The organism is Nocardiopsis sp. FR4 (genome assembly GCF_009830945.1).
GTDB lineage: Bacteria > Actinomycetota > Actinomycetes > Streptosporangiales > Streptosporangiaceae > Nocardiopsis.
This window is the reverse complement of the sequence record NZ_VWVV01000019.1, coordinates 36,265-57,240: the sequence shown is the minus strand read 5'-3', so window position 1 is coordinate 57,240 and position 20,976 is coordinate 36,265. Positions and strand designations below refer to the sequence as shown.

At 73.5% G+C, this 20,976-nt stretch carries 22 protein-coding genes and 1 pseudogene; 13 read left to right on the top strand and 10 right to left on the bottom strand.

From position 1 onward, the window contains the following. Positions 1 to 39 precede the first annotated feature (39 nt). Entirely contained in the window at positions 40 to 579 is a 540-nt protein-coding gene (locus FYW95_RS18265) for an MOSC domain-containing protein (RefSeq protein WP_159944501.1), read from the bottom strand. A gap of 195 nt (positions 580 to 774) precedes the next feature. Continuing rightward, entirely contained in the window at positions 775 to 1,011 is a 237-nt protein-coding gene (locus FYW95_RS18260; protein ID WP_159944428.1) for an SHOCT domain-containing protein, read from the bottom strand. A 148-nt stretch (positions 1,012 to 1,159) separates the two neighbouring features. Here FYW95_RS18260 and pabB point away from each other — a divergent pair, with 148 nt between their 5' ends. After that, positions 1,160 to 3,166, top strand: coding sequence for an aminodeoxychorismate synthase component I (gene pabB, locus FYW95_RS18255; RefSeq protein WP_159944427.1), 2,007 nt, complete (start codon positions 1,160 to 1,162; stop codon positions 3,164 to 3,166). 60 nt (positions 3,167 to 3,226) lie between these two features. Next, on the top strand, positions 3,227 to 3,622 hold the full coding sequence (locus FYW95_RS18250) for a DUF4291 domain-containing protein (protein WP_370462423.1): 396 nt from the start codon (positions 3,227 to 3,229) through the stop codon (positions 3,620 to 3,622). Here FYW95_RS18250 and FYW95_RS18245 read toward each other — a convergent pair. Next, on the bottom strand, positions 3,579 to 5,378 hold the full coding sequence (locus FYW95_RS18245) for a bifunctional metallophosphatase/5'-nucleotidase (RefSeq protein ID WP_159944426.1): 1,800 nt from the start codon (positions 5,376 to 5,378) through the stop codon (positions 3,579 to 3,581). The two genes, FYW95_RS18250 and FYW95_RS18245, sit on opposite strands and share 44 nt — an antisense overlap. 131 nt (positions 5,379 to 5,509) lie before the next feature. On the opposite strand from FYW95_RS18245, the gene FYW95_RS18240 reads away from it, so the two are divergent. Together FYW95_RS18240 and map are read left to right on the top strand one after the other, a co-directional pair. After that, a complete protein-coding gene (locus FYW95_RS18240; protein ID WP_159944425.1) occupies positions 5,510 to 5,887 on the top strand; it encodes a nuclear transport factor 2 family protein in 378 nt (125 codons plus the stop codon). A gap of 126 nt (positions 5,888 to 6,013) precedes the next feature. Then, on the top strand, positions 6,014 to 6,790 hold the full coding sequence (gene map, locus FYW95_RS18235; RefSeq protein WP_159944424.1) for a type I methionyl aminopeptidase: 777 nt from the start codon (positions 6,014 to 6,016) through the stop codon (positions 6,788 to 6,790). Between the two features lie 96 nt (positions 6,791 to 6,886). Here the strand turns inward: map and FYW95_RS18230 are convergent, their stop codons facing one another. Both FYW95_RS18230 and FYW95_RS18225 read right to left on the bottom strand, forming a co-directional pair. Further along, positions 6,887 to 7,627 (bottom strand): class I SAM-dependent methyltransferase, encoded by a 741-nt coding sequence (locus tag FYW95_RS18230; protein WP_160050588.1) that lies wholly within the window; start codon positions 7,625 to 7,627, stop codon positions 6,887 to 6,889. Between the two features lie 10 nt (positions 7,628 to 7,637). Next, complete coding sequence (locus FYW95_RS18225) at positions 7,638 to 8,441, bottom strand: potassium channel family protein (RefSeq protein ID WP_159944422.1); 804 nt, start codon at positions 8,439 to 8,441, stop codon at positions 7,638 to 7,640. A gap of 110 nt (positions 8,442 to 8,551) precedes the next feature. Between FYW95_RS18225 and FYW95_RS18220 the strand changes: the two genes are divergently transcribed. Both FYW95_RS18220 and FYW95_RS28955 read left to right on the top strand, forming a co-directional pair. Next, positions 8,552 to 9,253 carry a metal-dependent transcriptional regulator gene (locus FYW95_RS18220; protein ID WP_159944421.1) on the top strand — a complete coding sequence of 234 codons (702 nt, stop codon included), beginning with the start codon at positions 8,552 to 8,554 and terminating at the stop codon, positions 9,251 to 9,253. A 375-nt stretch (positions 9,254 to 9,628) separates the two neighbouring features. After that, positions 9,629 to 9,940, top strand: coding sequence for a Uma2 family endonuclease (locus FYW95_RS28955; protein WP_370462422.1), 312 nt, complete (start codon positions 9,629 to 9,631; stop codon positions 9,938 to 9,940). Positions 9,941 to 9,995: 55 nt separating this feature from the next. Here the strand turns inward: FYW95_RS28955 and FYW95_RS18210 are convergent, their stop codons facing one another. Continuing rightward, positions 9,996 to 11,582 carry an alkaline phosphatase D family protein gene (locus FYW95_RS18210; protein ID WP_160050587.1) on the bottom strand — a complete coding sequence of 529 codons (1,587 nt, stop codon included), beginning with the start codon at positions 11,580 to 11,582 and terminating at the stop codon, positions 9,996 to 9,998. A 329-nt stretch (positions 11,583 to 11,911) separates the two neighbouring features. Between FYW95_RS18210 and FYW95_RS28330 the strand changes: the two genes are divergently transcribed. From FYW95_RS28330 to FYW95_RS18180, 6 genes are all read left to right on the top strand, one after another. Beyond that, positions 11,912 to 12,598: a GTP-binding protein gene (locus tag FYW95_RS28330; protein ID WP_236572233.1), complete on the top strand. Its 687-nt coding sequence runs from the start codon at positions 11,912 to 11,914 to the stop codon at positions 12,596 to 12,598. A gap of 118 nt (positions 12,599 to 12,716) precedes the next feature. Then, positions 12,717 to 13,658, top strand: a complete 942-nt coding sequence (locus tag FYW95_RS28325) for a MarR family transcriptional regulator (RefSeq protein ID WP_236572230.1) — start codon at positions 12,717 to 12,719, stop codon at positions 13,656 to 13,658. Then, on the top strand, positions 13,546 to 13,938 hold the full coding sequence (locus FYW95_RS18195) for a DUF2243 domain-containing protein (protein ID WP_236567976.1): 393 nt from the start codon (positions 13,546 to 13,548) through the stop codon (positions 13,936 to 13,938). Before FYW95_RS28325 ends, FYW95_RS18195 begins: the two co-directional genes overlap by 113 nt. Next, on the top strand, positions 13,935 to 14,747 hold the full coding sequence (locus tag FYW95_RS18190) for a cytochrome c oxidase assembly protein (RefSeq protein WP_159944417.1): 813 nt from the start codon (positions 13,935 to 13,937) through the stop codon (positions 14,745 to 14,747). Before FYW95_RS18195 ends, FYW95_RS18190 begins: the two co-directional genes overlap by 4 nt. Before the next feature lie 114 nt (positions 14,748 to 14,861). Next, positions 14,862 to 16,079: an MFS transporter gene (locus tag FYW95_RS18185; protein WP_159944416.1), complete on the top strand. Its 1,218-nt coding sequence runs from the start codon at positions 14,862 to 14,864 to the stop codon at positions 16,077 to 16,079. Positions 16,080 to 16,221: 142 nt separating this feature from the next. Beyond that, on the top strand, positions 16,222 to 17,067 hold the full coding sequence (locus FYW95_RS18180; RefSeq protein ID WP_255459475.1) for an alpha/beta fold hydrolase: 846 nt from the start codon (positions 16,222 to 16,224) through the stop codon (positions 17,065 to 17,067). A gap of 62 nt (positions 17,068 to 17,129) precedes the next feature. Here FYW95_RS18180 and FYW95_RS18175 read toward each other — a convergent pair whose 3' ends face one another. Next, positions 17,130 to 18,002 (bottom strand): AraC family transcriptional regulator, encoded by an 873-nt coding sequence (locus FYW95_RS18175; RefSeq protein WP_159944499.1) that lies wholly within the window; start codon positions 18,000 to 18,002, stop codon positions 17,130 to 17,132. 260 nt (positions 18,003 to 18,262) lie between these two features. Here FYW95_RS18175 and FYW95_RS18170 point away from each other — a divergent pair, with 260 nt between their 5' ends. Continuing rightward, positions 18,263 to 19,408, top strand: a complete 1,146-nt coding sequence (locus FYW95_RS18170) for a baeRF2 domain-containing protein (protein WP_159944415.1) — start codon at positions 18,263 to 18,265, stop codon at positions 19,406 to 19,408. Positions 19,409 to 19,457: 49 nt separating this feature from the next. Here FYW95_RS18170 and FYW95_RS18165 read toward each other — a convergent pair whose 3' ends face one another. The 3 genes and pseudogenes from FYW95_RS18165 to FYW95_RS28950 all read right to left on the bottom strand — a co-directional run. Then, positions 19,458 to 20,420: an exonuclease domain-containing protein gene (locus FYW95_RS18165; RefSeq protein ID WP_160050586.1), complete on the bottom strand. Its 963-nt coding sequence runs from the start codon at positions 20,418 to 20,420 to the stop codon at positions 19,458 to 19,460. A 78-nt stretch (positions 20,421 to 20,498) separates the two neighbouring features. Then, on the bottom strand, positions 20,499 to 20,657 hold the full coding sequence (locus FYW95_RS18160; protein WP_201294914.1) for a hypothetical protein: 159 nt from the start codon (positions 20,655 to 20,657) through the stop codon (positions 20,499 to 20,501). A 65-nt stretch (positions 20,658 to 20,722) separates the two neighbouring features. Beyond that, positions 20,723 to 20,962: pseudogene (locus FYW95_RS28950) on the bottom strand (hypothetical protein); the annotation flags it as partial. Between the last annotated feature and the right edge of the window lie 14 nt (positions 20,963 to 20,976).

Genomic DNA, 20,976 nt, shown 5'->3' with positions numbered 1-20,976 from the left:
GCCGCCGTCGTTCCCGCGTGCGCCGCCGACCCGGTGGGATCAGACCTTCTCCAGGGGCACGTGCGGCCCTTCCGGCTCGTACACACCGACCGTCATCCCGGGCTCGACGACACCGCCCTCCAGCACGACGCCCATGATCCCGGCCCGCCGCACCAACGCGCCCTCCCCGTCGCGGTACACCGTCTGCTTGAGCAGCCCCGGGGAGAACCCGTCGATCTGCGCGCAGGGATTGCGCAGCCCGGTGACCTCCACGCGTGCCTGGCCGAAACCCAACACGGTGCCACGGGACAACCCCAACAGGTCCAGTCCGCGCGTGGTGATGTTCTCACCCATCTGCCCCGGCCGCACCGAGAACCCGGCCAGCGCCACCTCCTCCAGCAGTTCGGCGTGGATCAGGTGCACCTGGCGCAGGTTGGGCTGGCTGGGATCGACCGCCACGCGCGAGCGGTGCTTGACCGTCCGGCCCTGGTGGGCGTCCCCCTCCACCCCCAGCCCGGCCAACAGGCGGATCCGCGACCGCGCGGGTTTGCTGAAGGTGTGCTCGCCGCTGCTGCTGACCGACTCCACGACCGGGGCCATCGCCACCCGCCTTCTGTTCAGGGCCCGCTGGGGCTCCCACCCTAGGCACCGCGGTGCGGGCCGCCCGTAGGCGCCCCACGCCTTGGGCGTACCCGGGGCGTCAGGCTCTGAGGAGTTCTTCGCTCACTTCCCGGGGCCGCCGGGCGGACCGCGGCGTTGACCTGGTGCTCAGCCGCGGTGGGGACGGCCGGGACCTCAGGGTTCCAGGTCGATCTTGCGCTGGAGGAACTCCTCACGGTCGATCTCGCCGCGCGCGTATCTGATCCGCAGCTCCTCCTGCGCCGCGTCCACGCCCCGCCGCTCGGGGGAGTCGGTGGCGGAGCGCTGGCGCTCGCTGCGGACCGCGCCGCCCACGGACGCGATCGTGACGACGACGAAGACTCCCAGCGACACCATGATGAGGATCATGACCGTGGCCATCACGTAGCCCATTTCGCGCTCCTAGTGGGGGACCGCTCTTCCTACTCCCCTGTGTACCCGCAACGGGAGCCCTTCTCCAGGATTCTTCGCACCTGTGGACGAACACCCCGCCCGGAATCGCCGTAACCTGGAGTGTCGCGATCCGGACGAAAGGGGTGGAATGCGCGTCCTCCTCGTGGACAACCACGATTCGTATACATACAACCTCTTCCAACTCCTGGCGCGCGTCCACGGCCAGCCCCCCGTGGTGCTCACCCACGACGACCCCGACTGGGACACCCTCGACCCCGCCGGGATCGGGGCCGTGGTCGTCTCGCCCGGCCCGGGCCGTCCCCAGAACCCGCGCGACCTGGGCCGCCTCCCCGAACTCCTGGACCGCACCCGCCTGCCCGTCCTGGGGGTGTGCCTGGGACACCAGGCCATCGCCCACCTGGCGGGCGCGGACGTGCTCTCCGCCCCCCAGCCGCGCCACGGCCACCTGACCCGGATCCGGCACACCGGCACGGGCCTGTTCCGGGGCCTGCCCCAGGACTTCACCGCCGTGCGCTACCACTCCCTGGCCGTCCCCGAACCCCTGCCCGCGCCGCTGAGGGCGACCGCCTGGGCCGAGGACGGCGTCGTCATGGGCCTGGAACACCGCGACCTGCCCCGGTGGGGCGTGCAGTTCCACCCCGAGTCGGTGGCCAGCGAGTACGGCGCCGAACTGGTCACCGCCTTCCTGGACCTGGCCCGGGACCGCTCCGGCACGCCGACCGCGACCGCGGGCCCCGTACGCGAGCCCGCCCCGCCCGCCGCGCGCACCCCCCGACCGCGCACCCGCGTCCTACCGGTGGCGGTGGACACCGAGGCCGCCTTCGCCCGTCTGTACGGCGGGGCCGAGTACGCGTTCTGGCTGGACAGCTCCCGCCCCGAGGGGCCCGCCCGCTTCTCCTTCCTCGGCGCCGCCACCGGCGAGATCCTCACCTACCGGGTCGGCGGTGCCGTCCGCGTCCGCGCCGCGGACGGCACCGAGAGCACCGAGCCGGGCAGCGTCTTCGACGCCCTGGACCGCCGGGTCCCCCGCCCCGCGCCCTCCGGACTGCCCTTCGACTTCAACGGCGGCTACGTCGGCTACCTCGGCTACGAGCTCAAGGCCGACTGCGGCGCCGACCGGGCCCACACCTCGCCCCACCCCGACGCCGTGTGGCTGCGCTGCGACCGCTTCGTGGCCGTGGACCACCACCAGGGGCGCACCTACGCGGTGTGCGCCGACGAGGACTCCGACGGCGACGCCTGGCTGGAGCGCACCGCGGGCGCCCTCGCCGACCTGGCCCCCCTGGACCCGCCCGCCCCCGCCGCGCCCGCCGCCGACCTGGCCCGCGCCCTGGAACGCGGGCACGAGGGCTATGTCGACGACGTCAAGGAGTGCCTGGCCCAGCTCACGGCGGGGGAGAGCTACGAGATCTGCCTGACCAACCGCCTGCGCCTGCCCCACACCGGCTCTGACCTGGACACCTACCGTCGGATGCGCGCCGCCAGCCCCGCGCCCTACGCCGCCCTGCTACGCCTGGGCCCGATGAGCGTGCTCAGCGCCTCACCCGAGCGGTTCCTGCGCGTGGCCGCCGACCGCACGGCCGAGAGCCGCCCCATCAAGGGGACCGCGCCGCGCCGCCCCGACCCGGCCGCCGACGCGCGCGCGGCCGAGGAGCTGCGCACCGGTGCCAAGACCCGCGCAGAGAACCTCATGATCGTGGACCTGCTCCGCAACGACCTGGGCCGGGTGTGCGAGGTCGGCAGCGTCGAGGTGCCCGCGTTCATGTACACCGAGTCCTACGCCACCGTGCACCAGCTGGTCTCCACCGTGCGCGGCCGCCTGCGCCCGGAGGTGTCGGCCCTGGCGGCGGTTCGCGCCTGCTTCCCCGGCGGTTCGATGACCGGCGCCCCCAAGGAGCGCACCATGCGGATCCTGGACCGGCTGGAGTCCTCGGCGCGCGGCGTCTACTCCGGGGCGCTGGGCTATGTGTCCTCCTCCGGCACGGCCGACCTCAACATCGTCATCCGCACGGCCGTGCTGGCCGACGGCGAGCTGACCATCGGCGCGGGCGGCGCCGTCGTCCTGGACTCCGACCCCGAGGAGGAGTACGAGGAGATGCTGCTCAAGGCCGCCGTCCCCGCCCGGGGCCGCTGAGGGCCGACGGCGGGAAAAACCGTTTGCCGTGCCCGGGGCGGGGCCACCACGCTGGGCCCCATGGACCTCCCCCGCCACCAGATCCGCGCGCGCTACACCGACACCGCGGTCACCGTCTACCAGGCCTACGCCCCCGCCCTCGGGCTGCCCGCGGCCCGGGACGGGCGCTTCCCCGACACGTGGATCGTCTCCGTCACCGACGTCACGCCCCTGGCCCGCCGGGTACACGCCCCGGTCCGGGCGGGCGACACCGACGCGGCGGCCCGGCTGCTGCCCGCCGAGCGGCCCTACCCGGTCGCGGAGGGGGACCTGGACCACCTGCGGCCCCCGACGACCCGCTGGGGTGCGCGCCAGCGGGGCCCCGTTCCCGGCACCGGAGGGGCCGGGAACGGGGCCGTCGCACCGCTGGTTCCTACTCGAAGACGGGCTCGCCGCCGCGGACCAGGCGCCAGTTGACGACGTGGAAGTCGGCCGGGTCGATGGTGCCGGTGGCCGTGGCGTGGTTGATCAGCGCCTGGCGGACCTCGACCTGCTCGTTGTAGACCACCGGGGCGCCGGTGATGTGCGGGAACCCGCCGCCGCCCGACTGGCGGTAGTTGTTCACCGCGAGCACGAACCGCTGGTCGTCGGCGACCTCACCGCCCCCGTGGCGCAGCGAGGAGATCCGCTCGCCGACCGGCCGGGACACGTCGATGTCGTACTCCAGGCCCGCGACCTGGTCGAAGTTGTAGTCGGGGGTGCCGTTGGCGTTGGTCAGGTCGGCCGGGGCCACCGCGCCCGTGGCGGGCACCTGGTGGAAGTAGCGCGCGCTGTACTCCAGGTACTCGCGCAGCTGGGCTCCGGTGAGCACGCTGGCCAGCAGCGTGTTGTCGTAGATGTAGAGCCCTGCGATGTCGCGGACCGAGACCTCCCCGGCGGGGAAGACCGCCGAGCGGCTGAACGGAGCCGCGATCGACAGCACCGGCAGGTCCGCCTCGGCGGTGCCCCGCAGCGCCGCCTTGACCGTCTGGATCTGCACGTGCTGGATGTAGTCCAGGATCGCGGTGTCGCGCCAGCAGGCCTCGGCCGCGCTCAGCTCCTCCACCGAGGTCGCCACCACCTGGTTGACGTACTCCACCGTCGTGGCGTGCTGGTCGGCGATGACCTCCACGATCTCGGGGTCCTCCTCCACGGTGTTGCTGTTGAGGGTGACCGCGCTCTTGGAGACGACCCGCCAGCGGCCCCTCTCCCGGCGCAGCGCCAGGTCCATGACCGACAGCCGCCGCCCCCAGTAGGAGGGCATGGTCATCAGGACCTGCTCACCGGTGACCTTGTTGGTGACGAAGCGCTCGGGGACCTCGCGGTGGGAGTGCCCGAACAGGATCGCGTCGATGCCGGGCACCTCCTCGGCGACCGTGGCCGAGGCGTTCTCCACCGGGATGTCGTCGCCGTAGGAGGAGGTGCCGCTGTCGCCGGAGTGGGCGCTGACGATGACCAGGTCGGCGCCCTTGCGGCGCATGATCGGCACCCAGCGGCGTGCGGTCTCCACCAGGTCGCGGAACTCCAGCCTGCCCTCGACGTGGTGGCGGTCCCAGATGATGGACCCGGGGTTGGTCAGCCCCAGCACGCCGACCACCAGGGGCTGGGTGCCGCGCTTGTCACCGCAGTCCACCCGCATGCGCTTGAGCACGTAGGGGCGGTAGGCGGGGTCGTCGGTGCCGTGGTGGACGGCGTTGGCGGCCAGGACGGGGGCGTCCATCTGGTCGATCCAGGTGTCCAGGAGTTCCGTGCCGTAGTTGAACTCGTGGTTGCCCAGGGCCACGGCGTCGTATCCGACGGCGTTCATCGCCCGCGCCATCGGGTGGGTCTGCCCGGTCTCGGTGATGGGCTCGACGGTGTTGTAGTAGGTGGCCAGCGGGGCGCCCTGGATGGTGTCGCCGGAGTCGAAGAGCAGGGTGTTGTTGGCGCCGCGCTCGGCGCGGACCTGCTTGATGAGGCTGGCGGCCTTGGCGATGCCGATGTGGTTGCCCTGGGAGTCCTGGTACTCGGCGTTCTTGAAGTAGTCCCAGTTCAGGCAGTATCCGTGCAGGTCGGACGTGCCCATGACGGTGATGAGGGCGTCGCGGGAGGAAGAGGCGGCGGCCGTGCCGGGCCAGCCCGCCAGGGCGAGGGCGCTCGCGGCGCTCAGCCCGCCGAGGACGCCGCGCCGGGAGAGGCCGTGGTCCTTCGCCATAGGTGTCTCCTAGGGGATGCGGGGGTGGACGAAACCCCCACAGGCTAGTGAGGCACCGGGGGGACCGGAACCGGGCACACGTTAACAATCGGTGCACTCTCTTCGGACGAGACCAGACAGGGAGCAAGGGGATGTCCCAGAACGCGGACGAGGCGGTACGCCAGGCGATCGAGGGGGAGCTGCGGCTGCTGGACCCCCGGGTGCGCGCCTCGCGCCGGCTCGCGGGGGAGCTGTTGGACCCCGAGTTCACCGAGATCGGCAAGTCGGGCCGCCGGTGGGACCGGGAGTCGATCCTGGCCGCGCTGCCGACCATGGACGGGCCCGGGCCGCAGGAGGGCCCCCGCGTGCGGGTCCGCGACATGGTGGGCCGGATGCCGGCCCCGGGGCTGGTGCACCTGGCCTACGCCACCGAGGTGGACGGCGTCCGCGCCCTGCGCAGCTCGCTGTGGCGCCTGGGCGCGGACGGGCGGTGGCGCCTCTACCACCACCAGGGAACACCCGTCGCCTGAGCACCGGACCGGCGGGCGGCCCTCGATCCCACGGGAAGCCTCAGCGGCGACGCGGCGGGGCCCGACGACCCCAGGGGCGGCCTAGTATGGCCGGTATAGTTATTGGCAACCTGAGGAAGGCGCCGCATGATCGAGATCCTGGACGCCGCCACACTGCCCCGCGCCAAGAAGACGGGGGCCCTGGTCGCGCACATCCTGCAGACGCTGAGGGGCCGTGCCGCGGTCGGCACGAACCTCCTGGACATCGACCGGTGGGCCCGGGACATGATCACCGAGGCCGGGGCGCAGTCCTGCTACGTCGACTACGCGCCGCCCTTCGGCCGCGGGCCGTTCGGCCACCACATCTGCACGGCCGTCAACGACGCCGTGCTCCACGGGCGCCCCCACGACCGCACACTCGCCGACGGCGACCTGCTGACGCTCGACCTCGCCGTCTCCCTGGGAGGGGTCGCCGCGGACTCCGCCGTCAGCTTCCTCGTGGGCGGCGCACGGCCCCCGGAGAGCGTGGCGATGATCGACGCGACCGAGCGCGCGCTGAGCGCGGGCATCGCCGCGGCCCGGCCCGGAGCCCGCGTCGGGGACGTCTCCCACGCCATCGGCACGGTCCTCAGCCAGGCGGGGTACCAGATCAACACCGAGTACGGAGGCCACGGCATCGGCTCCACGATGCACCAGGAGCCGCACGTCGCCAACACCGGACGGCCCGGTCGCGGGTACCGACTGCGCCCGGGGATGCTGCTCGCCCTGGAGCCGTGGGTCATGGCGGACACCGCCGAGCTCGTCACCGACGCCGACGGGTGGACGCTCCGCAGCGCGACGGGCTGCCGGACGGCGCACAGCGAGCACACGATCGCCATCACCGACGGCGGAGCCGACGTCCTCACCCCGCCCGGGCAGGCGTGACCCCGGGGCCGGCGCGGGCGTCACCGAGCGCCCCCGCCCCAGGACCCGGCGACCGGTCGCAGCCCGTCGAAGAGGGCGGCCAGCGCGCGACGGCGGTCAGTCCCCGGCGAGCAGCAGGAAGAGCGGCACCCGGCGGCGCCGCTCGTACTCCTCCTCGTCCCCGCCGAACGCCTCGGGGTCGGGAGCGCACTCGCGCAGAGCCGTGAGACGGAACCCGGCGGCGTGCAGCGCCCGGACGTGGTCCTCCACGGTGCGGTGGTGCCACGTCACCGTTTCGCCCATCCACTTCCGCTCGCGGGGCCCGGGAACGAAGTAGGCGTCCACCACCCAGTCCTGCCGGGGACGGCCGGTGGAGGCGTCATGGCAGGTCAGTACCGGGTGCGGGACGGTGAACACCACGCGCCCGCCCGGGCGCAGCCAACGGCGCACCGACCCCAGCAGGGCGGTGAGGTCCTCCACGTAGTGCAGGGCCGTCCGGGACACCTCCAGGTCGAAACGCTCCGGCACGGAGGCGAACTCCTCCATGTACGCGCGCACCACACCGCCGCCGGTGCCGCGCAGCAGGTCGCGGGCCCGCTCCACCATCGCCGCGGAGCCGTCCACTCCCAGGTAGCCGCCGCACCCCGCCCGCAACAGGGTCCGGCCCAGGTCGGCGTCACCGCACCCCAGGTCGAGCACCTCCAGTCCCTGGACCGGCTCCAGCTCGCCCAACAGGGCCGGTTCCTCCATCACGGTGTTGGGGCTGCGCACGCCGCCGTGGCGGCGCCGCGCGTAGCGCTCTCCCACCCGGGGGCGGTCGTAGAAGGAGGATCCGCGCGGGAGGTGCGAGTGGCTCATACCCGCGAACCTAACCCTCCGAGACCGGACGGGGCACCTCTGTTTCCGGGGAGCGGACGGAGCCGTCCAGTTCGGAGCGCAGGGCGCGCACCTGCTCGGTGAGCTCGCGCAGCTGCTCCCGGAGCTCCTCCTCCGCGGCCCGCTCACGGCTCTCGTCCTTCTCCTCCACCCGCTGGACCAACCAGCTCGACAGGGTGCCGGTGATGACGCCGAGCAGGCCGATACCCCCGACGAACAGGCAGGCGGCGATCACCCTGCCCGAACCGGTGACCGGGTACAGGTCCCCGTAGCCGACGGTGGAGACCGTCACCAGCGACCACCAGAACGCGTCGGGGAACGTGGTGATGTTGGCCTCGGGAACGTGCTGTTCCACGCGCAGGATGCTCAGCGAGGCCATGAGCAGCATGACGGACGTGATCACGGCGGTGTACAGCAGCACGTGGCCGCGCAGCGACACGGTCATGTGGCGGTGCAGGAGCGACACGACGGTCAGCAGGCGGACCAGGTGGAGGGGGCGCAGCACGGGCAGCACCACGATCAGCAGGTCCAGGACGTTCTTCCGGACGAACGCCCACCGGTCGGGCGACAGGTACAGGCGTGTGGCGTAGTCCGCGGCGAAGGCCACCCACACGGCGGTGATGACCACCTGGCACAGGTCGCGCCAGTAGGAGGGGATGTCGGGGTCCAGGACCGGCCAGGCGTAGGCGCCGACGAACACCAGCGCCGCCGCGACCAGGGGCAGTTCGGTGACGGAACGCCAGCGGTCCAGGCGGTCGGGGGTACGAGGGGGATGGGGTGTACTGTGCTGTTCCACGCCTCGATTCGACCAGAGGGACCGCCCGACGCCAAACCCGGGGGTCCCGCCGTCCACAGGCGCGCCGCGCGGATGGTGCCTGGTGAGCGGTCCGCGATACGGTTACGGTCATGGACAACGCACCGACACGACCGTCCACGTCGGTTGAGGACTACGTGAAGGTCATCTACGACCTCCAGGAACGCGGCACCGGGCCGGTGACCATCTCCGGGATGGCCGAGCGCCTGTCGGTGTCCAACTCCTCGGTGTCGGGCATGCTCCGCAAACTCAGTGACCTGGGCCTGGTGGAACACCAGCGCTACGGCGCGGTCAACCTCACCGAGCCCGGAACCAGGGCGGCCCTGTCGGTGCTGCGCCGCCACCGGCTGCTGGAGACCTACCTGGTGGCCGAGCTGGGCTACTCCTGGGACGAGGTGCACGACGAGGCCGAAATCCTCGAACACGTGGTTTCGGACAAGTTCGTCGACCGCATCGCCACCCACCTGGGCGACCCCGTCGTCGACCCCCACGGCGACCCCATCCCCACCCGGGAGGGGCACATCGTCCAGCGCGAGACCCTCCTTCTCTCGGAGGCCGACAAGGGCGTCGGCGGGGTGATCGTGCGCGTCAACGACACCGACCCCGACCTGCTGCGCTACCTGGACGACATCGGGATCGGGATCGGGATGCGGGTGGAGGTGGTCGAACGCCAGCCCTTCGCCGGGTCCATGGAGATCACCGTGCGCGCCGACGAGGACTCCCCCGAGCGCTCCCAGTCCCTGGGGCTGGTGGCCGCCGAGGCCCTGTGGATCTCCCCGGACGGTGAGGGGTAGGGAGGTCGGGAAAGCTCCGCCGGAGATGGCGGGAGTCGCTACCGCGGGTGATGAGAACGGTCCAAAGGCCGGAGGCAGCGACATGCCCGCTTTCCCCGTGGCCGGACGCCAGGTCTCCACCGACCCCCGGTACTCCCTGCCGATGCCTCCCCTCGGAGGTTTCACGGCGGACGACCTGGACCGCATCCCGGATCTTCCGCCGCATACGGAACCCATCCACGGAAGCCTGGTGCCCGTGGCACCCCAGAGGTCCTCCCGCACCTTCGTACTGCCCCTCCTGGGCCGAACCCTGTACGAGCGGCACCGGAACACCTCGCGGTCCGCCGGGAGGTGGCCGTCCGCGTCGGACGGCGCCGGCGCCCCGAGCCGGATCTGGTGGTCACGCACCCACAGGCCATAGGCGACCTGGACGGAACGTGGCTTCCACCGGAGGCGGTGGAGCTGGTGGTCGAGTCCCCGGAGTCGGAGCTACGGGACCGTGAGCGCAAGCCACAGATCTACGCTGACGCCGGAATCCCCTACTTCTGGCTGGTACAGCAGGACGGACGGGACGCCGTGGTCTTCGTCCACGAACTCGCCCCCACCGGGGGATATGCCAGGCCAACGGTCTACCGGGAGCACCTCAAGGCGCCCGCGCCCTTCGACATCGATGTGGACCTGAGCACTCTCGGGCGCGGACCCCGCTGACCGGCGCGGTCCGGGGCGGCATGACCGCCCCGGACCGCGTACCGCCGACCTGTGTTCACCCCTCGGCGCGCACGCCCGCCACACCGTCCTCGACCACGAACCGCGCCCGGTCGCGGATGGGCGCGCCCGGCTCGCTCACGTAGTCCACGACCCGGTAGTCGGCCGTCCACTCGGTGGGCGTGACGACGTTGCGCACGTAGCCGCGCCTGCGGTTGATGAACCGGATATGCGGGTTCTCGCTCAGCTGCACCGCGTCGCCCGGGTTCTGCTCCGCCCCGTCACCGCCGCTGCTGAAGGAGGTGCCCACGAGTTCGGTGGCCACCGTCGCCGACGCGGGGTCGTCGAAGTCGGCCTTGACGTCGTTCACGTAGTTGGCGTGTACGTCCCCGGTGATCACCACGCCGTTGCGCACCCGGGCCAGGCGGTCGCGCACCTCGTCGCGCTCCACGACGTAGTTGTCCCAGGAGTCGTCACTGAAGCGCCTGGCCTCGCCGGCGGCGAAGTCGCGCTGGGAGAAGAACACCTGCTGGGCCAGGACGTTCCACCGGGCCCGGGAGGAGGAGAGCCCCTCGAACAGCCACTGCTTCTGCTCGGCGCCCAGCAGGGTGCGGTCGGGGTTCTCCCGCTGCGCCTGGTCCTGCTTGTCGCGGTACTGGCGGGTGTCGAGCAGGTGCATGTCCACCAGGTTCCCGAAGGTCAGCCTGCGGTGGAGGCGCATGTCCGGACCGGTGGGCAGCTGGGAGCGGCGCAGCGGCATGTGCTCGTAGTAGGCCTTGAACGCCTGGGCGCGGCGGCGCAGGAAGTCCTCCGGGGAGATGACCTCCCCGTCGGACTGGTCGTCGGCCCAGTTGTTCTCCAGCTCGTGGTCGTCGAAGACCACCGCCCACGGGAACGCGGCGTGCGCGGCCTGCAGGTCGGTGTCGCTCTTGTACTGGGCGTGCCGGATCCGGTACTCGGCCAGCGAGCGCACCTCCACCCGGGACAGGTGCCCGCGGCCGACGGTGCCCTGTTCGGGGCCCTCGTAGATGTAGTCGCCCAGGAAGGCGACCAGGTCCAGGTCCTCCTGGGCCAGGTGGGCCTGGGCGGTGTAGTGGCCGTGGGTGTAGTTCTGGCAGCTGGCGAACGCGAAGGCGAACCGGTCCAGGCGCTGGCCGGGGGGAGTGGCGGTCCTGGTGCGCCCCACCGGGCTTATCTCGCCGTCCGCGCGGAAGCGGTAGAAGTACTGGGCTCCCGGGCGCAGGCCCCTGGCCTCCACGTGCACGGCGTGGGCGTCCCGCGGGCCGGTCTCCACGGTTCCGGAGGCGGCCAGGCGGGCGAAGTCCTCGTCCTCGGACACCTGCCACTCAACCTCGACCGCGCGGTCGGGCATACCACCGAGCCCGTCCTCGGCCAGCGGGTCGGGGGCCAGTCGGGTCCACAGCACCACGCTGCTGTGGAAGGGCTCGCCGGAGGCGACACCGAGGGTGAAGGGCTCGACGACGCGGCTGGCCCGGGTGGTGGTCTCGGCGCGGGCCTCGGGGCTCCACGCGGTGCCCAGGGCGACGGCGCCCAGGGCGGCCGCACCGCCGGCCAGGACCTGGCGGCGGGTGGTGGCGGGGGTGGCGGGGGGCAGGGGAGCGGGGGCGTCGGGGGTACCCGGCATGGGCGGTCTCCTGACGGTTGCGGGGAGCGCCCGGGCACGGGGCGGCCCGGGCGGGGACCGTGCTCTATCCGGCCACGGAAGCCGGAACGTCCCAACCACCGCGTGGTGAACGTTGGTCCCCTCCGGGTGACCAGTAGGTGACCTTCCGTTGCGGCGCAGGTCAGGTCGGCAACACGCCGGGTAACGGAAAACCCGTTGTCCGTGCCGGGTCGCCCGGGCAGGATCGGAAGGGTCAGGCACCGCGACAGGAAGGGTCAACGGCATGCGGCGGTCCCACGGACATCTCGCGCCCCATATCCGGACACGAATCTCCGAGGACACCTCCACTCTTGTCTCACCCTTCCCGCACGCTCAACATCGGCGTCCTCGCCCACGTCGACGCCGGTAAGACCAGCCTCACCGAGCGCCTGCTCTTCGACGCGGGCGCCATCGACCGGCTCGGCGGCGTCGACTACGGCGACACCCGAACCGACAGCGGGCGCATCGAACGCGCCCGCGGCATCACCGTGCGCACCGCCGTGGCGACGCTGCGCGTGGGCCGCGTCCAGATCAACCTCGTTGACACCCCCGGCCACACCGACTTCGTGGCCGAGGTCGAGCGCGCCCTGTCCGTACTCGACGGGGCGGTCCTGGTGCTGTCCGCGGTCGAGGGCGTGCAGGCCCACACCCGGGTGCTGATGCGCATCCTGGCTGAGGCGGACCTGCCCACCGTCCTGTTCGTCAACAAGACCGACCGCCGCGGCGCCCGTCCGGAGGAGGTGCTGCGCGACATCCGGCGCCTGCTGTCCCCGCACACGGTGGCCCTGAACCGGGTCCGGGGCGCGGGCACGGCCGCCGCGCGCACCCTGCCCCTGGCCCTGGAGGACCCCGGCACCGCACGGCAGGCCGCCGAGGTCCTCGCCGAGCACGACCAGGAGCTGCTCGCGCGCCTGGTGGAGGACCTGCCCCGCCCGGCCCGGAGGACCTGCGCGCCCGGCTGGCGGCGCAGACCGCCCGGGCGCGGGTGTACCCGGTGATGTTCGGGTCCGCCCTGACCGGCCGGGGCACCCGGGAACTGGCCGCCGCGCTGGCCGACCTGGTTCCGGGCAGCGCCCCGGGGCCGCCGACGACGCGCCCCGGGGCACGGTGTTCTCCGTGGAGCGCTCGGCCTCGGGGGAGAAGACCGCCTACCTGCGGTTGCGCTCGGGAAGCCTGGCCGTGCGCGACCGCGTCGTCTTCGAGCGCCCCGGCGCCGAACCCCACCGGGGCCGCCTCACCCACCTGGAGGTGGTGGGCGCCGAGCAGGAGCGGGACCGCGTGCTGCGGGCCGGGGAGATCGGTCGCCTACGCGGGCTGCCCGCGATCAGGGTGGGCGACCGCCTGGGCCCGCCCGGTGGGCGCACCCCGGCCTTCGCGCGCCCCTCCCTGGAGTCGCTGGCGCGCCCGGTCCGCCCGGAGCAGGCCGGGCGTCTGCACGCGGCGCTGAGCGTCCTCGCCGACCAGGAGCTGGGGATGGGAGAGCTCGCCGCCCGGCTGGAGGTGGGCGCCTCCACCGTCAGCGAACTGGTCGGCGACCTGGTCCAGGTGGGCCTGGTGACCCGCCGCAAGGACCCCGTCAACCGGCGGCGCGTCCTGGTCCGCGTGTCCCGGGAGCACCGCGACCTGATGCGCACCTTCATGGCCCGCAGGGCCCGACCCCTGCTGCGGACCTTCGAGCGGCTTCCCCGAGCCAGCGGGAGGGCTTCGCCGCGGGGCTGGAGGCCTGGGCCCGCGAACTGCACGGCGGCTGACCGCCCGGCGCGGCGCCGCCTCCCGGACGCCCGGCCGTGGCATCGTGGCGCTCGTCCGCGGCGGGCCCGCCGCGCGAGCACGCACCGACCCCCCGAGAGGGACCATGGCGACGGGACCCAGGCGAGCGCACCGCGAACACGGCGCACGGTTCGGCCGATCCCTGGCGGCCACGGCCGTGATCGGCGTCGGCCTGATGGCCGCGGTCGACGAGATCGTCTTCCACCAGATCCTGGGCTGGCACCACTTCTACGACCGCTCCACCCCGATGGTGGGGCTGCTCTCCGACGGGCTGCTGCACGCCGGTGAACTCCTCGCGCTGGTCGCGGGCTTCTTCCTCTTCGCCGACCTGCGCCGCCACCAGGCCCTGCACCGAGGGGCCGCCTGGGCGGGTCTGCTGCTGGGACTGGGCGGCTTCCAGCTCTTCGACGGCATCGTCGACCACAAGCTCCTGCGCCTGCACCAGATCCGCTACGGCGTCGACCTGCTGCCCTACGACCTGGCGTGGAACGGCGCGGCACTCCTGCTGCTGGCCGCCGGGACGGTCGTGCTCGTCCGGGCCCGCCGGGCCCCCGACCGCACACGGTGACCGCGGCCTCCGCCGCGCACCAGGGGGCGGGGTGGGGGGTGGTCCCCGTCCTGGTCCTACTCGCCCTGGCCGTGGCCGCCTACGCCCTGGCCGCGCGGCGCGCGCCGCGCGGCTGGAGCCGCGCGCGCACGGCCTCCTTCACGCTCGGGGCGCTGCTGGTGGCCGCCTCCCTCCTACTGCCCCCGCTGCTTGGCCACGACCCCCGCACACACATGGCCCAACACCTGCTCATCGGCATGTACACGCCCCTGGCCCTGGCCATGGCCGCGCCGGTCAGCCTGGCCCTGGCCGCCCTCGGCCCCCGGCGCCGCCGCCCCCTGGCCCGCCTGCTGCGCAGCCGCGCGCTCCACGTCCTGGGACACCCCCTCACGGCGCTGCTGCTCGACACCGGCGGCCTCTACCTGGTCCACCTCACCCCCCTGCACGCGGCGGCCCAGACCCGTCCCGGAGTGCACGCCCTGGTCCTGCTGCACTACCTCGCCGCCGGATACCTCTTCGCCTGGTCGGTCGCGGGCCCCGACCCCGCGCCCCGCCGCCCCGGAACGGCCACCCGCCTCACCGCGCTGTTCCTCGCCGCCGCCGCACACGCCTTCCTGGCCAAGCTCCTGTACGCCCATCCCGGAATCTGGCCGCCAGGGCACGGGCACACCACGGGGGCACGCGAGGCCGCGCAGCTGATGTACTACGGCGGCGACCTGGCCGAACTCCTCCTGGGCGTCGCCCTGTTCACCGCCTGGTACCGGCGCCGGGCCCGCACCGCCCCGCGGTCGGCGGCGAACCCCTGGCCCGCGCGGGGCCCGCGGGTCTAGGCTGGAGACATGTTCCAGCGACATTAAGTCCTCCCCGGGTCCTCGGCCCGAGCGAGGGGCCCACCGGGACGTCCGCGCCCCGGTACCCCTTTCCCGCCCGACCGAAGGACCTTGATGACCACCCTGTCCCCGCGTGCGCCCGCCGCGCGCGTCTCCCGCCTGTCCTGGCCCCTGTACGCCTACGCGGCGCTGGGGGAGTTCGTGCTCCTCTACCCGCTGTACGCGCTGCTGTTCGAGGCCAGCGGCCTGTCCGTGGCCCAGGTCAGCTCGCTGTTCGTGCTCTGGTCGCTGACCTCCGTCGCCGTCTCCGTCCCCGCCGGGGCCTGGGCCGACGTGGTGCCCCGCCGCCACCTGCTGGCCGCCTCCCCGCTACTGGCCGCGGCGGGGTTCTCGCTGTGGCTGCTCTGGCCCGGCTACCCCGCCTTCGCCCTGGGCTTCGTCCTGTGGGGTGCGGGCGGCGCTCTCTCCTCCGGCGCCCTGGAGGCCCTGGTCTACACCGAACTGGCGCACCGGGGCGCCGCCGACCGCTACGCCCGGGTGATGGGCCGGGCCCGCGCACTGGACGTGGCCGCGGTCGGCGCCGCCACCCTGCTGGCGGTCCCCGTCATGGCCCACGGCGGCTACCCGGCCGTCGGCGCGGGCAGCGTGGCCGCGTGCGTGCTGTGCGCCCTGGCCGCGCTGGCCCTGCCCGAGCGGCGCGCCCCGGGCCCGGACGCCGGTGGGGAGGAGCCCTCCGGTTACCGGGAGGCCCTGCGTGAAGGGCTGCGGGAGGCCCGCTCCCACCGCGGGGTGCGCGGTGCGATCCTCCTGGTGGTCGTGGTGGCCTCCTTCTGGCAGATGCTGGAGGAGTACGTGCCCCTGCTGGCCGCCGACGCCGGGGTCCCCACCGCCACCGTGCCCCTGGTGGTGCTGGTGGTGTGGGCGTGCATCACCGCCGGCGGCCTGCTGGCCGGTCCCGCCTCCCGGCTGCCCGTGCGGACCCTGGCCCTGCTGCTGGGTCTGGCCGCCCCCGCCATCGCCCTGGGCGCCCTGTGGGGCGGACCGCCCGGATGGGTGCTGCTCGGCGTCGGCTTCGGCGTGTGCCAGATGGCGGAAGTGGTCGCCGACGCCCGTCTCCAGGACCGCATCACCGGGCCCAGCCGGGCCACGGTCACCTCCCTGGCGGGACTGGGCACCGACGCGTGCACCACCTCCGCCTACCTGCTCTACGCCGGTGTGTTCGCGCTGGTGGGGCACGGCGGCGCCTTCGCGCTGTTCGCCGTGCCCTACCTGGTGGCGGCGCTGTTCCTGGGGCGCGGGGGCGTCCGTTCGGCCCCGGCCACGGGCCTCTGACGGACGGCGGCGCGCGCCCCGTCCCGGCGGGCACGCGACCGGGGGCACCGCGGGAACGCCCGCGGCCCGGCCCCCGGTCGCGCCGCACCTGTCCCCCTCCCGGTGGAAGCGCCCCTTGCGTGCCTGAATAGCATCGTCTTTTGTGGCACACCAGACGACGAACACCGCGAACAGTGACGGCCCGGACATCGCCTCCGTGCGCGGAATCAGCGTCACCTACACCGACCGCGGGGCGGGGTACCCGATTCTCTTCATCCACGGCCACCCCTTCGACCGCACCATGTGGGAACCGCAGGTCCGGGCGCTGGCCGGACGCGGCTACCGGGTGATCGTGCCCGACCTGCGCGGATACGGGGGCAGCACCGTCGTGCCCGGCACCACCAACCTGGACACCTTCGCCCGCGACCTGGCAGCCCTGCTGGACCACCTGCGGCTGAACGTGGTGAGCGTGGTGGGGCTGTCCATGGGCGGCCAGATCGCGCTGGAGCTCTACCGCCTCTTCCCCGACCGGGTCGACTCACTCACCCTGGCCGCCACCAACCCGCGCGCCGAGACCGAACAGGGCAGGGCCGCGCGCGCGGCCCTGGCCCGGCGGCTGCGCGTGGAGGGCATGCGCGGCTACACCGACGAGATGCTCGTGGGCATGATGACCGCCCAGAACGTGCGGGAGCTGCCCGAGGTGGCCGACCACGTGCGGGCCATGATGTACGCGGCCCCGCCCGAGGGCGCCGCCGCGGCGCTGCTGGGCCGCGCCCGCCGCCAGGACTACGTCCCCCTGCTGCGCCGGGTGTCGGCGCCGACCCTGCTCGTGGGCGGTCAGTACGACACGTTCACCCCGCCGGACTTCACCGAGTCCATGCACGTGCTCGTCCCCGACTCGGTCGTGGAGATCATCGAGGGAGCCGGGCACCTGCCCAACCTGGAACGCCCCGAGCGCTTCAACGCGGTGCTGCGCCGCTTCCTGGACCGCTGCCGCACCCGCGTCTAGAAGACCGGCCGGTGCGCGGTCCCGCGTGCGGCAGGGGCCGCACGCGGGACCGCGCACCGTCCTCAGACGCGCTCCACGGGCAGCCACAGCTCACCCTCGGCGGAGGCGTGGTCCTCCCCGTACTCCACCCGCAGTATCTCCGGCCCCGCCGCGGTCCGGTAGGCGGGGTGGGAGGGGAACCACTGCCCGAACGCGTCGGCCCACATCCGCTGCAGCGACTCGGGGAAGTCCCCCGAGGACCCGGCGAAGGGGAAGACCACCCAGGTGCCCGCGGGCACCCGCAGGGTCTCCATCCCCTCCGGGGCGGGGGAGGAGGTGGCCGCGGCCTGGTAGTAGTCCAGTTCGCTGCCCTCCGCCCGGGAGGAGTCCACGTTGTCGGTGACCGACAGGACACCGCGCGGCTCCTGGTCGGACAACTCCGCCAGCCTCCGGTGGACCCCTCGGCCCAGACCCCGCACGAACGCGGTGATGGCCGGGTTCTCCCCCTCGGGCACCAACGGCACCCTGGCCCTGGGCCCCACGAGGGTGAAGGCCTCCTTGTCCACGATGCGGTAACGCATGGGCGTGCTCCCTTCGACGGTCAGACGAAACGTCATCCTCGGCTGGGAGGTGAGCACCGCGCCGGTCCTGCGGGCCTCGCCCGGCCCCACGCCGTGCAGGGCGCGAAAGGCCCGGGCGAAGGCCTCGGCGGACCCGTAGCCGTAGCGGACCGCGACGTCGAGCAGGCTGTCGGTGCCGTGCAGCACCTCGGCGCCCGCCAGGGTGAGCCTGCGCCGCCGCACGTACTCCGACAGGGGCATGCCCGCCAGCGCGGAGAACAGGCGGCGCAGGTGGTGCTCGGAGGTGAGCGCGATCCGCGCCATCTCCGCCGCGTCCACCGGGGCCCCGGTGTCCTCCTCGACCTTCTCCAGCGCCCGGTTGAGCCGGTCCAGCATGGTGTCCTCCTCCTCGTTCACCACCGACGTTAGGAACTCGGGCCCCACCGCACCCGACACCTGCCGACCCGCTGCGGTCGGTCCACCACTGCCGGGCGCCGGACGGGGTAGGGGAGGCCCAAGGCCAGCAAATCCTTGGGCAACGAGCGTGTCTGGGTCGACGTGGCGTACCCGGAGTGAGCAGCATGGGCCCGAGGATGGCCCGCAGACCGACCCCGTGAAGGAGGTGGGCGGGGCGGGGAAACGCGCCCCGCGGATACATGGACCTGGGTTTTCTGCGACCTCTGTACGAGAGCGACGCACCGGTCGCGTCGGTGCACCTGGACACCAGCCGTGACCGGACCGACGCGGGCAAGGAACTGGAGCTGCGCTGGCGCCACCTGCGCGAGGACCTGTCCTCGCTGGGCGCCGACAAGGCCACCCTGGACGTGCTGGAGGAGGCGGTGCGGGAGGGCTCCTCCCGGGCCTTCGGCAACCACGGACACTCCCTGTTCGCCTCCGAGGGACGACTGCTGGGATCGTTCACCCTCTCCGAGGCGCCTCGAAAGAGCTACGCCCGGCTGTTGCCGGTCCCCGATCCCCTGCCCCTGGTCGTGGACCGGGGCCGCTACCTGCCCCACGTGCTGGTGGCGCTGGACCGGGTCAACGCCAAGGTGTTCGCCTACACCGCCCGGCCCGCCGCCGGACCGGTCTCCGAGCAGGAGTTCTCCGGCGCCGACCTGCGCAACATCGACACCATGGGCCGGGGCGGCCCCGGGGTCCTGAGCGGGTACAACGGCCGCTTCGACGGCAAGCACTTCCCGCGCGAGACCTGGCGGGAGAACGCCAGCAGGATCGCCCAGCACGTGCGCGACGCGGTCGCCGAGGTGGACGCCCGCGTCATCTTCGTCGGCGGCGACGAGGAGGCCATCGCCTTCCTGCGCGACAACATCGGCGAGCGCCAGCTGAAGATCCCGATCAAGCTGGTGCCCGGCGGCCGGGGCGGCCCCGACGCCGAGGAGCGCCTGCACGAGGCGGCGGCGGAGGCGCTGCGCGACTTCGTCATCGACGGCCACGACGACGCCCTCGCCGACTTCCACCAGAAGCTCGCCAACGAACAGGCGGTGCGCGGCACCGAGCAGATCCTGCCGATGCTCTCGGAGGCGCGGGTGCGCACCCTGCTGCTGGGCGCGGAGCGCGACGGCGAACCCGACCTGTGGGGCTCGCCCAACGAGCCCGTGCTGGTCGCGGCCAAGGCCTCGGAGCTGGACGACCCGGACGCGGCGTTCCGGGCTCCGGCCAGCGCGCTGATGCTGCGCTCGGCGATGGTCTCCGACGCCGAGTTCACCGAGGTCCTCGACCACGGCCACACCAGCTCCGAGAACGGCGCCGTCCTGCGCTTCCCCAAGTCCCGCGAGGAGGCCTGACCGTCCCGGCGAGCCGCCCGCGTCACACGCGCGGGCGGCTCCCGCGCGTTCAGGAACCGGTGGCCATGCCCAGCAGGGCCAGGAGCTCGGCCTCGGTGACGAAGTCGATGCGTTGGCCGCGCTCACGGTAGGCCTCGGCACGCACGTGCTTGGCGGTACGGCCGGGGCCCTCGTGCCGGCCCAACACGAGCATGTCGGTCTTGCGGGTGACGTTCTTGGCGGGGTGTCCGCCCGCCTCGGCCACGCGCCGCCACACCTCGGGCTTGTCCATGGAGACCAGGTCGCCCGAGACGCACACGGTGCGCCCGTACAGCGGCCCGGAGGGGTCGGCGTCGGGGGAGGGCTCGGGCAGCGGCGCCTGGGCGTCGCGCTGCCAGCGGCCGAACCGGTCCCCGCCCGCGGGGGCCGGCGGCGCCGCGGCCGGGGCGGGCCGGGGCGCGGCGGCCCCCATCCGGCGCAGGTCCAGCCGGGCGGCGCGGGCCAGCTCGGTCAGCGAGGCGGTGCCGTAGCGGTCCATGGCGGCGACCACGATGTGCGCGGCCGCCTCGGCGTCGGCGTCGGCCCGGTGGTGGCGGGTGATCCGGTGGCCGATGTGGGCGCACACGGTCGGCAGCTTGTGGTCGGGCAGCTCGGCCCAGGTGCGCCGCGACAGCGCCAGCGTGCACGCGTACTCCCACGCCGGGTGGGACAGCCCGGTGTGCCCGCAGGCCTGGCGCAGCACCCCCATGTCGAAGGCGGCGTTGTGCGCCACCAGCGGATCCCCGTCGCAGAACTCCACGATGCGCGCGTGCACCCGCGGCCAGTTCGGGGCGTCGGCCACGTCGGCCGCGGTGATGCCGTGCACGGCCGTGTTGTGGCGGGAGAAGAAACCCACCTGCCGCGGCGGCCGGATCAGCGTGCTGTAGCGGTCCACGACCACGCCGTCGCGCACCCGCACGAGCCCGACCGCGCACGCGCTGCCGCGGTCGTGGTTGGCGGTCTCGAAGTCGATCGCGGTCCAGGTCCGGGACACCGCGCACCTCCTGCAACAGGGAACGGGACCGAGGCTATCGGTGCGCGGGCCCCACCCGGGACGAAACGGTTGGACCGGTCAGCGGACCTCCTCGTCCCACAGTTCGGTGCCGTGCGCGCCGACCAGCGCGCCGACGCGGTCCAGGACCTGCCCGGCGGGCAGGGGGTCGAGGCGGCGCCCGTCGCGCAGGCGCAGGGACAGGCGCCCGTCGGCGGCCTCGCGCGGCCCGAGAACCACCTGGTAGGGGACGAGGCGGTTTCGGCGGATCCGGGCGCCACCAGGCCCCAGCCGATACCGGCGGGCACGGTGATCCCGCGTTCGGCCAGGTGCCAGGTCAGGCAGCCCAGGAGAACCAGGGGCACGGAGAAGCTCCCCGGCCCGGCCCAGAAGGCGGACTCGTTCCGGAGGGCCTCCGGCGTCCGGGCACCGCCCCCGTCCGCGATCGGGACGGCCGCCCACACCCCCGCCTCCACCCAGCCGGTGACGTCCTCCCACGTGAGGAACGCCAGCAGGGACAGGTGTCCCGCCCCCAGCACCAGCATGATCGCGCCGGCCC